Origin of the sequence: Bacillus sp. MMSF_3328 (genome assembly GCF_030733525.1) — a bacterium.
Taxonomy (GTDB): domain Bacteria; phylum Bacillota; class Bacilli; order Bacillales; family Cytobacillaceae; genus Bacillus_AB; species Bacillus_AB infantis.
In genome coordinates this window covers 1-12,283 of sequence record NZ_JASHIV010000027.1, presented here as the reverse complement: position 1 = coordinate 12,283, position 12,283 = coordinate 1, and the positions used below count along the sequence as shown (strand labels likewise).

At 45.2% G+C, this 12,283-nt stretch carries 11 protein-coding genes; 3 read left to right on the top strand and 8 right to left on the bottom strand.

Annotated features, from left to right (window positions below; genetic code table 11):
• Positions 1 to 5: 5 nt before the first annotated feature.
• From RBB45_RS23895 to RBB45_RS23860, 8 genes are all read right to left on the bottom strand, one after another.
• The gene (locus tag RBB45_RS23895) at positions 6 to 353 is read right to left on the bottom strand and encodes a hypothetical protein (RefSeq protein WP_101547645.1); all 348 of its coding nucleotides are present in this window, start codon (positions 351 to 353) and stop codon (positions 6 to 8) included.
• Between the two features lie 126 nt (positions 354 to 479).
• Positions 480 to 2,801, bottom strand: coding sequence for an RNA polymerase recycling motor HelD (gene helD, locus RBB45_RS23890; RefSeq protein WP_306010465.1), 2,322 nt, complete (start codon positions 2,799 to 2,801; stop codon positions 480 to 482).
• A 269-nt stretch (positions 2,802 to 3,070) separates the two neighbouring features.
• The gene (locus tag RBB45_RS23885; protein WP_306010464.1) at positions 3,071 to 3,769 is read right to left on the bottom strand and encodes a tryptophan 2,3-dioxygenase family protein; all 699 of its coding nucleotides are present in this window, start codon (positions 3,767 to 3,769) and stop codon (positions 3,071 to 3,073) included.
• 15 nt (positions 3,770 to 3,784) lie between these two features.
• Entirely contained in the window at positions 3,785 to 4,408 is a 624-nt protein-coding gene (kynB, locus tag RBB45_RS23880) for an arylformamidase (RefSeq protein ID WP_306010463.1), read from the bottom strand.
• Between the two features lie 13 nt (positions 4,409 to 4,421).
• Positions 4,422 to 5,693 (bottom strand): kynureninase, encoded by a 1,272-nt coding sequence (gene kynU / locus RBB45_RS23875; RefSeq protein WP_306010462.1) that lies wholly within the window; start codon positions 5,691 to 5,693, stop codon positions 4,422 to 4,424.
• A 117-nt stretch (positions 5,694 to 5,810) separates the two neighbouring features.
• A complete protein-coding gene (locus tag RBB45_RS23870) occupies positions 5,811 to 7,409 on the bottom strand; it encodes an MDR family MFS transporter (protein ID WP_306010461.1) in 1,599 nt (532 codons plus the stop codon).
• Between the two features lie 30 nt (positions 7,410 to 7,439).
• Positions 7,440 to 7,838 (bottom strand): MarR family winged helix-turn-helix transcriptional regulator, encoded by a 399-nt coding sequence (locus RBB45_RS23865; RefSeq protein ID WP_187445383.1) that lies wholly within the window; start codon positions 7,836 to 7,838, stop codon positions 7,440 to 7,442.
• 152 nt (positions 7,839 to 7,990) lie between these two features.
• Positions 7,991 to 9,271: an MFS transporter gene (locus RBB45_RS23860; protein ID WP_094767276.1), complete on the bottom strand. Its 1,281-nt coding sequence runs from the start codon at positions 9,269 to 9,271 to the stop codon at positions 7,991 to 7,993.
• A 142-nt stretch (positions 9,272 to 9,413) separates the two neighbouring features.
• On the opposite strand from RBB45_RS23860, the gene RBB45_RS23855 reads away from it, so the two are divergent.
• The 3 genes from RBB45_RS23855 to RBB45_RS23845 all read left to right on the top strand — a co-directional run.
• Complete coding sequence (locus RBB45_RS23855; protein ID WP_148949570.1) at positions 9,414 to 9,839, top strand: VOC family protein; 426 nt, start codon at positions 9,414 to 9,416, stop codon at positions 9,837 to 9,839.
• 148 nt (positions 9,840 to 9,987) lie between these two features.
• A complete protein-coding gene (locus tag RBB45_RS23850; RefSeq protein ID WP_306010460.1) occupies positions 9,988 to 11,562 on the top strand; it encodes a histidine kinase N-terminal 7TM domain-containing diguanylate cyclase in 1,575 nt (524 codons plus the stop codon).
• Positions 11,563 to 11,633: 71 nt separating this feature from the next.
• Positions 11,634 to 12,283, top strand: a 650-nt coding sequence (locus RBB45_RS23845; protein WP_306010459.1) for a nuclease-related domain-containing protein, incomplete at its 3' end; no start/stop codon positions are given.

Genomic DNA, 12,283 nt, shown 5'->3' with positions numbered 1-12,283 from the left:
ATAGATCAGTTTGTTTTTAAGAGTACAAGCAGCCCATCTTCTGCATACCCCAGGACTTCCCGGGCGTCCACGTCTGACAGGCCAAGGTCTGAAAGTCTCCCAAGAACACTGGAAAGAGCCGGTTCTTCTCCATCCGGTTCGAACGCTGTAGCAAGATTCCGGAAGACCGGACCATCATTTGAAGGTGAATGTTTAACCATTTCAACCTGCAATCCTGTTTTCTCTTTCAGCTTGTCACCCTCTTCACTATCCCTGCACACCACTATATAGCTTTCTGCGGATGAAGCATCCGCTGCTTTCCCGATGATTTCATCTGCAGAAGAAAATACGCCTGCCACTTTTGATTCAGCCATTATGTATCTTCACTCTCCTTCCGGCATCTCTTTCGCATTTTTCCCTAATGGAAACGTCCAAAACCTCTTTTTAATCTGCAAAACATGGAAAAAGGCATTGAGTCTGTGCTCAACGCCTTCAAGAAATTACTTAGTCGTATATAATTTCGGGTCCACTTCAAGGATAAAATCATTTTTCCTGCCTGTATATAGAATATCAAGCTCATGCATGGCCCTCGTGCAGGCAGTATAAAAAATGGTCCGGTCACTTTCATGATCATAGGCAGAAGCATCATAAATAATGACAGTGTCAAACTCGATGCCTTTTGCCAAATAAGCCGGAATGATGGTGACGCCTTTTTCATAGGAGAGGGTTCCCTTTTTGATCAGCCGCACATCCGGCAGCAGTTCCTTCAAGCCTTCAAACGCTTCCTTGCTCTCTTTTGCCGTCCTGCAGATAATGCTGATTGATTTATGAGCCTCTTTCAGCTGCCTTTCCACTGTTTCAGCAATCTTAGCATGAAGAGCTTCCCTGTCTTCTTCAAATATTACAGCAGGAAGCCTTCCTTCCCGATTGAATGGCTCAACAAGATCCCCGCCGCTGATAAAAGATCTTGTAAATTCTACAATTGGCCTTGAAGAGCGGTAGCTTTTTGTCAGCACGATGGTCTTCGCTTCTTCCTCATGGCCATGGTACAGCGTCGTAGCACCGATGGAATGAGTATACACCGCCTGGTTCACATCACCCAAAAGAGTGAGCCTGCTGTAGGGAAACAGCTCTTTGATATAAGCAAACTGGAAAGGAGAATAATCCTGTGCTTCATCAATGAACACATGCCTGATGCCTGTATCCTGCTTTCTCCCCTCCAGGAGATGCTGCAAATATAAATATGGAGTGGCATCTTCATAAGGGATTTTTTCCTTGCTCAGATTTGCTGCAGTAATCTTGCATACAGCATCCCAGTTTTCCGGATAGAGGGAATCACCCAATACATGATCTTTACAGAAGAGCTGCTCATAAGTGGCAAATACATCAAGGAACTTTAAGTTCTTCACCCTGCTTTTCGGCCCTTTGAACCTTTTGTTGACAACCATGTTCTCGAGGAACTTCTGCTCTTGCTCAAACTCATCGAAATTCTCTCCGTTTTTATTTTGCTTCTGCTGTGCTTTTTTAAAGGCTTCCAGATAATCCATTTTATCGAGAAGCTGAATTTCCTCTTCCACCCATTCTTTTTTTCGCTCTGCTTTTTGGATTTTCCGGAGCTCCTGCAGCAGCCAGTCCTTAGTCAGCTGCATCCGGTTTGGGATGGAGATGGATTTATCCAGTAAGTAAAAATACTGGCTGATCTCTTCATGGGAAAAAAGAGTCTCGCCGCGGAAGCGCAGGTCTTCAAATTGCAGCCCTTCCTCCGAGAGCTTCCCGGCATATGCATTAATCATTTCAACAAATCCGGTATCAGACTTGAACCTGATTGCCTTCTTCCTCATCTCTTTTTCAGGAGACTCTTCTTCTGAAAGGATAGATTCCAGCTGATCAAAAGGATCTTCTACACCAAGCTCCCTGCCCAGGCTTCGCGTTATATACTCCTGATAGGTTGCCTGTGACATATTTTCCTCGCCAAGTTCAGGAAGGACGGTGGAAACATAGCTGTTAAAAAGAGAATTGGGAGAAAACAGCATAATATTGTCCGCCTGAAGGGTGCCTCTGTGCCTGTAAAGCAGATAGGCCACACGCTGGAGCGCAGCCGATGTTTTCCCGCTTCCGGCGACTCCCTGGACAATCAGCACCTTGCTGTTTTCATTGCGGATAATTTCATTCTGTTCTTTCTGAATGGTCGCTACAATCGACTTCATCTGGGTGCTCGCCTTATTGCCGAGAACTTCCTGAAGAAGCTGGTCCCCAATCGTCAGCCCTGTATCAAACATTCCCTCAATCTTTCCGCCTTTGATGATAAACTGCCGCTTCAGCAGCATTTCTCCTTCAATAGTTCCTTCCGGGGTATTATAATGGGCAGGACCGGGAGCATAATCATAATACATGCTTGAAATCGGAGCCCGCCAATCATAGACGAGAAAATTTTCATCCTCTTCATCCATAAGAGAGGATATTCCGAGATAGATCACATCTTCCTCTTTTTCTCCTTCCTCATGGAAATCAATCCTTCCGAAATAAGGAGAATTCTTGATTTTTGCCAATGTACTCAGCTGCCGGTCAAGCTGGCTTTTGGTCCTTTCCCTTTCAGATAAAAGTTCAGCCTGCTGCTTGATGCTCGTAAATGTCTCAATCACATCATCCGGCTCATCCAGATTAACTGTAACATCTTCCCAGAATGTTTTTTTGAGTTCAAGCACATCTGAGCCTGCTACAGACCCTTTACCCAAAAGCTTGTGCATCTTGCTGTCCGCAATCCCGATGATCTCTTTAACCCGATGCTGTTCCATTTCTTTGCTATCGCCTGGTTTGCTCATAAAAAAAAACACTCCCCGGAAAAAATTACGGCCGTTTTTAGTTGACACCACTTGTGTTTCTGTGTTACTATTTAATTAGATAATAATATATATTTTCAAATGGCTTTTTTAGACCGCTCTTCATTGTAACACTAATACATATATTAAACAAGACCGCTGTTTTTAGCCGGTCTTGTTTTTTTGTATTTTTCTGCTCTATTCAGTTCACTTTTTCAATAAAAACTAATGCCAGGGCTCCTGCAGAACAGCAGGAGCCCTATTTTCACTATCTATAAAGGCTTAGGATCATAGCTGGATCCTGTAAGATCAGTCAGCTTGCAGACAGCATCCCAGGCAAGCGGATAAAATTCATGCCTGGCACCGCGCTCCAGGGCCTGGGCTGGAATGCCCTTCAGGCTTTTCGTCCGCAGGCCGATCATCCTTTTGACCAGCTGGATGTGAGAATGGCGGAAAGTCTGGAAATACTCGTCAAATGTCAGCAGAGTCTTCAGAAGCCGATAAAGCGTCCGATTGCCGTCAGGTGTTTCTAAAAGCTGGAGCAGAGTCCTGTTTTCCTTCTTTAACAGCCTTTCGAACGGTTCCCAAAGCTTAGGTCCTTCTTTTAAAATAGCATTAAATCCCGGCGAGTCCTGGCCGCTGCCCCTTCCAAGGAACAGCCTGATCGTATGATAATCGGCAGGTGTGATGGCTTTTACGAGATCGAAAACAGGCGGAAGCTGGCGCAAATGCTCATTGATCCGGTCAAGCATAAGACTTGCCCCTTCGGCATCTCCTTTTTGCATGCTCTTGCATGACCGGTCCAGATATTGAAGGATCAGTTTGAAGTGCAGCTCCGCAATCTGGTGGACTGTCTGAAAAGTAAGCTCATCCTCGCAGCAGAGCTCTTCTTCTTCCTTCTGAAGGCTGAGCAGTTCTTGTGTGCGGATGTATTTTTCATAGTCAGACAGCTGTTTGCTTTCCTCTTTCACAGTATCACTCCCATTTCAATCAGGATATTTTCTGAGGACTGCGCGCACCGGGCTTCCATCGGCATATTCAATCGGAAGGGGAAGTGCGATCAATTCGTAGACCCCCGGCTCTGCTTCACTTAAATCCAGCCCCTCGAGTATATGGATCCCGCATCGCTGGAGCTCATGATGGGCGGGAAGCTCCTTACTGTCCAGCCTATCAACCGAAGGCACATCCATGCCAATAAGCTTGACGCCTTTTTCAGCCAAAAATGGTGCAATATCAGGATTTAAAAAAGTGATTTCTTCCGGAAATACGGAGGCATCCTTCCATGACCCTGTCCTTAATAGAAGCCTCTCAGCGCCGTGAAGATCAATTCCTTCAAGCTCTTTTTTCCCAATGCTGGCTGCGCCTGCAAGATCGGCAACTAACGCTTTTCCTATATATACTTCAAGCGGTATATCGGTCATCCGATTCCCTTCTGAGTCAAAATGGAAAGGGGAATCCACATGAGTACCTGTGTGTATGCTCATGGTCAGCTTCCCGACATTCACAGAGCCGCTCTCTTCCTTTGGCCAGCTGACTTCATAGGCAAACGCTGTGTCTCCCGGCCAGACAGGCATCCCCTTGTGAAGCTTCCTTGAAATATCAATGATCATCTTTTATGACTCCTTATGCGATGATTTCTCGCTTGTTTTCATATTTTTCGTATAATCTGTTCTCCATGATGTCCTTTAGAATCGACACAGCCCTCCAGATATCATTGTACGAAGTATAAAAGGCTACCGGTGCGAGCCTGATGATATTAGGAGAACGGAAGTCCGGTACCACACCTTTTTCTTTTAAGGCTTTGCAGATCCTTGCGGCATCCGGGTGCTCAAGAGCAACATGCCCTCCACGCCGCATATCTTCTCTCGGCGTTCCGATTGTAAGCCCATAACCGGACAGATAAGTTTCTGCCAATTCTATCAGGTAGCCGGTAGCTTTCAAGGATTTCTCTCTGATTCTATCGATGCCGGCTTCCTCAAACATATCGAGCGAGCCTAATAGCGGAGCTGCACTTAAAATATGGGGCGTCCCAATTTGAAAAGCGCCTGCATCATGAGCTGGTGTGAAAGTATGCTCCATATCGAACTGCCGGCTTTTATCCGATCCGAACCAGCCGGATAAGCCCGGCATTTTGCCAAAATGCTTTTTATTCACATAAAGGCCTCCGATTCCCCCAGGCCCGCTGTTCATATATTTATAGCTGCACCAATAAGCAAAATCTGTGCCCCATTCTGAAAAATGGTGCGGAACCGCCCCAGCAGAGTGACACGCATCAAAGCCGATAAGGATGCCCCTCTTGTGGGCTTCCTTTGTCAGCCGTTCTATATCCAGAAGCTGTCCGCTTCTATATAAAACAGTAGGAAGGATGATCAGGCAGATTTCATCCGTCATCGCCTCTATGATATCTTCCTCAGTGATTGTTCTCCCATCCCTGCTCTTTACCTGGACGAGATGCTCTTCAGGCGGCAGACCCTTCAATTGGAGCTGCGACTGCAAAGCATAAATATCTGATGGAAAATTCAATTCGTCGGCCAATATTTTGGTCCGCTTGCCTTCCGGTTTGAAAAAGGTTGCGGCAAGCTGGTGCAAATTCGTTGTAGTGGAAGCGGTTGCAATCACTTCTTCAGGCTCTCCTCCAACCAACGCTGCTGACCTATGTCCCAATCTTTCGGATACATAGTACCAAGGATTCTCCCCGCTCAACCATCCGTCTATGCCTAAGTTTTTCCATGAATCAAGCATGTCGAAGAGTGTTTTTTCTGCCCTTGATGATAAAAGCCCGAGTGAATTGCCATCCAGATAAATCATATTTTCTTTTATGTAAAATTCTTCTGCAAATTTGCGGAGCGGATCCTGGCTATCCAAATAATCTGCTCTCTCTTTTAATTGTTCCAAGTGATTCCCTCCCTGCTCTTCTTAAAAGGTAAGCCAGAATAAGGGTATTGTCAATATTCTGAATTAACCCGGTAAATGGAAAAAGAACCTGGCTCAGCCAGGTCCCCATCTTTTTATTTATTCGCTTTTTGCAGGCTCGGGTGCCTTTGTATCTGCTGCACTCCTGAGAGGAATTTCCTTCAGGAAGAAGGTCAGAATGACTGCCACCAGCATCGTGATGGTGACAAATAAGAACACGCCCGACAATGCATAGCTGAGCGCCTCCCTGAGCATTGAAATGATATGTTCGAACAGGGAAGCAGCTTCTGCCGGCAGCGAAGACTTAACCTGGGCCAGTTTCTCATGATCCAGGAGAAGCTGAGGGTTCTTCAATGACTCCAGTTTCCCCGCAAGCTCAGGAGAAGCAGCCATATTATTGGTATTCTGATTCTGTGACATGGTGGTCATTTTGTCTTCCATGCGGTTATTCAAAAGTGTTCCCATTATAGCAACACCTACAGTTCCGCCGACTGAGCGGAAAAGCTGGGATGTCGCGGTGGCAACCCCCAGGAATTTCTGCTCAACCGCATTCTGGACAGTCAGCGTGAATACCGTCATGCCGATCCCGATACCAAATCCTACAAGAATCAGAAATCCAACAAGTGCATATTGGGAAGTATCTGCATCCATCCGTGATAATAAGTACAATCCTACTGCAGAGATGCATAACCCAATGATTGCCTGCAGCTTATATTTGCCTGTCTTAGAAATGATCTGGCCGCCAAGAGCACTGGCGAAAACCAGCCCCAGAGTCATGGCCATCGTCAGGAAGCTTGAGTGTGTGGCTGAATATCCAAGAACACCCTGGATGAAATAAGGCACATACATGACGCCTCCAAACATGGATACCCCGATGACGAAGCCAATGATATTCGAGATCGTAAAGATACCGTTCTTAAATAAATATAGCGGCAGAATCGGTGTTTTGACTTTTCTTTCGATTATGATGAACAAGATGAGTGCAATCACAGCGCCGCCGAACAGCATGATAATCTGTGATGAACCCCAGTCATATTTTGTTCCTGCCCAGGAGAATCCCAATAAAGTGAGAACGATGGTGGCTGTCAAAAATACTGCCCCAACATAATCGACGCTTTCCCCTTTTTTCTTTTCCTGTGACGGGAACAGCTTCCAAATCAATGCAAGTGCGACAATGCCTAGCGGCAGGAATACCCAGAATACCCATTTCCACTCCAGGTTATCAACTATATAACCGCCGAGCGTCGGCCCGAAAACACTTGATATACCGAACACGGCGCTCATCGCCCCCTGCCACTTCCCTCTCTCGCGGGGCGCAAAAAGGTCCCCTACGGCAGTAAAGGCAGTAGACATGATCATACCGGCCCCAAAGCCCTGGATGCCGCGGTATGTAATCAGGTCAAAGATATCAGAGGACGTTCCCGATAAAAAGGCGCCGATAGAAAAGATAATAATTCCAATTAAAATAAATGGCTTCCGTCCATAAATATCAGACAGTTTCCCGACAAGTATGGTTGTAATGGCGCTGGTCAGCATATAAATCGTGAAAACCCAGCTGTAATAATCCAGTCCGCCCAAGTCAGATATGATTTTTGGAAGGGCGTTGCCTACGATTGTCTGATTGACTGCGGCAAAGAACATTGCGGCAATGATGGCGATCATAATCGTAATTTTTTCTTTTTGGCTCAAATGTTCCATTATTTGCTTCACCTCTTATGATGTCTCTTTTTAGTGGACCCTGCCCAGCAGGCTGCTTGTCAGAGCAAGCTCTTCATCCGATAAATCACGGAGCTTTTCTTCAAAATAATCTTTGGATACACGCTCCAGCTCTGCTGCCATCTTTCTTCCCTCATCTGTCAGGGACAAGCATACAATTCTTCTGTCGTGTTCGCTTCCGCCCCGCACGATCAGTCCTTTGCTAAGCAGCTTTTCGCTGACTGCTGTTATATGGCTGCTTGAGACCCCGAGCTCACCCGCCAGCTGGGAGACCTTACTTTCCCCTTTTTCTGCAAGCTTCCTGAGAACAAGGAATTCATTAAAAGGAATATACCCGTCAAACAGGCCATGAAAATCTGCTTTTGATTTCTTCACAGTTCCTCTCACTGTTGCAATCAGGTCGTAAATCAATCTATCCCTGCTAATTGGTATCCCCCCTGCTTCCATTTACCAGATAAATAATTAACTTTGTGAACTATTAACTTAAGCAACTATAATCCTATGCTTTCTTTTTGTCAACATAAAAAAACCAAAAGCTTTTCAAGCTTTTGGTTTTGGTTATTTTAAAAAATATTTCTGGCTAGTTTTAATGAATGTCCCTTTGATTTCCTTAAATAGACGAATAGGCACAAGAAGAATATCGCACCTGCTCCTCTCAGGACTGAAGAAACTGTCATAGCAGCATTCATGCCGGCCGCTTCAAGAAGGAATACACCAAACTGCGGCGCAATGAAGGCGACGAGGGCCAGCAGAATATTATAGTTCGAAATACAGATGCTGCGTGTTTCCTCTTCAGTTACCTCCAGCAGCTGGTTGAAGAGCAGCAGCACGGTGCCTGAAACAAACAGACCGGAAAAGAAATTGACGATAACCAGATACACCATATTCGGCGAGAGGATTGTCAGCACAGGTGCCGATGCCATACCCAAAGATACAAGAATCATCATTTTCGCATTAGTGTGTTTATCAGCCATCCTTCCCCACCATTTAAAGCTCACAATCTGGGCAAGCTGATTCGCAACAGTGAAAAGGCTGATCCAAAGTGCCGTGGCGCCGGCAATTTTGATCTGATAGATGCTGAAAAGCGACCAGGCCATCTGCCACCCGAAATTAAAGAAAAGACTGCAGATGATAAAATACAAGAAAGGCTTGTGCCTGAAAACATGAAGGCCGATGCTTAGTTTTTTCTCCGCTTTCCTGCTGGACTTTGGCTCTTCATGCTTGAACAAATAGTACACTTCCGCCAGTCCGATCAAAAACGCGGCTAAAAATAAAACCTGGAAAGGCAGAGAATTGGACTGGTCAAACTGCTGCAGAAGTATGCCGATGGCGAAAGTTGAAAGCATGCCGACAATGGTCATTACTTTGTTCCGCTCGGAGAAGAAACCGCTCCGGCGGCTGTCAGGTATCAGATCGCCGATGAAGGACTGCCAGCTCAAATTGGCAATTGAACCTGGAAAATTCATCAGGCCGACAAGGAGGACAAATATCCACCCTCTCATCTCCTCAGGCAGATACACAAGCAAAAACATCGCTAAAAGGAAAAAACGCGCGGCCAGGAAGGAGTATGCGGTAAGCCGCTTCTTTTCTTCCATCCTGCCTATAAGCAGGGAGCCGATCACCATGGCAAAAATTCCTATAAACTGAGGCAGGGAGCTGATCAATCCAACCTGGTAGTTCGAAACGCCAAGTACACTGATCGCAAACAGAGGAAAATAATTGGTGCTGATGTTCAAAATGACAGTAGTAGCAATCCCATTGCGGATGCTGAGCTTCTCATTTGCATCGACAGCCGAAGCTGATCGGGCCATATATACATCTTCTTTCATTGTAGAATTTTTCATAAACAATAATTTCCTTAGCTATCATAGTCTCTCAGCAAAACCGTTGCAAGTGCTTTTTATACATTTTTTGTGAATTTTTCAGATGAATTGTAAACAAGGCTTCCATCCTTTACACTGTTAGGGAATGAAAGGAGCCATACTTGTGGAAAAAATAATGGATCATATTGGAATAGCCGTACGAGATATAAACAGCACCCTCAAATTTTACACAAACATATTGGATGCTGAACTGATTGACAGATATGTAAGTGAAGCAGCAGGAGTCGAAAGCGAAGTCTGCATACTAGAGGTTAATGGCGACCGGATCGAACTCCTGGCACCTACCAATAATACAACCTCCCCCATCGCCCGGTTCATCAAGCAAAAAGGGAAAGGCGTCCACCATATCGCCTACCGGGTGCCTGATTTAATGGAGGCAATCGCTGACCTGAAAAACAGCGGAATCCGGATTCTTGAGGATTCCCTCAGGACAAACAAGCATGGCAGGAGGCTTGTGTATCTGAATCCTGCTGATACAGAAGGAACCATCATTGAGTACTGTGATTATCCAGGGATCGCAAATGAATAAGCAAAACCGCCTTCTCAGTTAAAAAGGAGGCGGTTTTTTCTTTTTCATCCTTTAAATGACAAAAGTCCTTTCCTGTCTCATAGGTCTTCAAGTATACTTTATATGATTAATAATCTATCAAAAGATTTATACTACTGGAGTATATAACATGACCAATGAATTGATTTTATATAAATCGCTAGTCGCTCTTTCAGGAGTTTTGAGCTTATGTTTATGCCTATTTGCCTTCTATAAGCTAAAAGGCGCTCCAGGTGTTAAGCCATACATCATCGCGACCATCTTATCGTCGCTCTTTTCCTTTTTCTATGTATTTGAACTGTCCAGTTCCACACTGAAGGGCATCAAACTATGGTTAAGTATGGAATATCTTGTCATGCCCTTTATTCCTGCCTTTATCTTCTTAATGTGTGCTGAATATGCCGGGCAAAAGCTGAAGCCCTGGGTCATTTATATTCTTTTCCTTTTTCCCAGTGCAACCATCTTCATGCATGCCACAAATGGCCTTCACCATCTGTACTATAAGGCTGTTGAGCTGAGAAATGATGCCCCCTTCCCGATTGCCGATCTGGAATATGGCCCTTTCTTTTATGTTCACGCTTTTTATATGTTCATCTGTCTGACGGTCAGTGTCCTGACATTGCTTCTTCGGCTAAAAGGTGCATCCCTCCTGTTCAGAATCCAGTTAATGGCCATGGCTGCCGGTCTGGTATTCCCGATTCTTGCAAATTATTTTTACTTAAACGACCTGAGCCCCTATGGCATTGATCTTGGACCCGTTTCCATGAGCTTATCTTATCTTTTCCACTGGGTCGCTTTGATGTCTTTCAAAATGTTCGATGTTACCCCGATATTAAGAGATACGGTTTTTGACAGAATGAAAGAAGGGGTGATTGTTCTGAACCGGAAGGGAGCCATCCTTGATTACAACTCAGCGATGGTTCCTATCATGCCCTTCCTCAAGCCTTCTGTGATCGGCAAGCCATTTAAAGAGGCATTTTCCGGATTCCGCATACTTGAGGAAATTATAGAAAATGGGATGGACTGCGATTATGAGTGGATTCGGGATGGAAAAAAAATCCACCACCAGGTTCAAATGTCAGATGTCGAGGATAAAAACGGCCATCAAATTGGGCGGATTATTTCATTTGTTAACATTACTGAAAAAATCCTGATACAGGAACAACTGAAGGAACTCGCTTCCATTGACGGCCTGACACAAGTTTACAACCGGACTTATTTTATGAAGCAATCGCTGGAATCACTGGGGGGCATCAGTCCCAATGGGGGGGATGTCTCCTTAATCATGTTTGACATCGACCATTTTAAAAAAATTAATGATGAATATGGCCATGAGACTGGGGATTTGGTACTCTCCCATGTTGCGAGGGTTGCCAAAGAGAGCATTCGCGCTGCGGATGTGATAGGCAGATACGGAGGGGAAGAATTTATCATTCTGCTGCCGGATACTTCCTTTGACGAAGCCTGTGATTTAGCTGAAGCGATACGACTCAATGTTTCAGAACAGTACACCAAGTTGGGCCAGGTTTATGTGCATGCAACGCTTAGTTTAGGAGTTTCACATTTGTTTCTTTTTCCGCAGGTTTTGGACGATCCTATTCAATTTCTGATGAGAGAAGCAGACCAGGCTTTGTATGCTGCCAAAAGGAACGGAAGAAATAATGTTCAGCGGTTTGTGAGGGAAACAGAGTTGACAGAAGTATAGGCGGGAACAGGCTTTTATTTGCACCTGTTCTTTTTAATTATGTTAAAATATGGCAAAAGGAGTGATGATGATTGATTGTAAAAACCCGGACAGAACCTCGTGAGTTGAATCTTTTCAGGGCATTGAATTCCCGTATGGATTTGTCAACTAAGGATGAGACTTACTATTCTAATTTAGAGAAAGGCTACCAGGGCGAACTTCAATTTGATGAATGGCTGCTCTCTGCAGCAGAAGGAGGCCTGATTTTAAACGATTTGCTGCTGGAAATGAACAACACCTTATTTCAAATCGACTCAGTCCTGATCACCGCATACATCGTTTATCTATTCGAAGTCAAAAACTTCGAAGGCGATTTTGTGGCCGAAGGAGACCTATGGTTCACCGCCTCAAAAACCGAAATCAAAAACCCCCTCCTGCAGCTCAAAAGAAACGAGCAGCTGTTCCGCCGGCTCCTCCAGGAACTAGGCTGCAAAATCAAAATCCAATCCCACCTCATCTTCATCAACCCGGAATTCCAGCTCTATCAAGCTCCTCTCAACCTCCCTGCCGTATTCCACCCGCAGCTCAACCGCTTTGCCGCTCCTCTAAAGAAGGATACCTCACTGAAACTGTCATCAGCACATACCAAACTCGCAGACAGACTGGCCGCTGCCCACCTTGATAAATCACCTTTTTCATCTGTGCCAGAGTATGGGTGGGAGGGGTTGAGGAAGGGGATTGG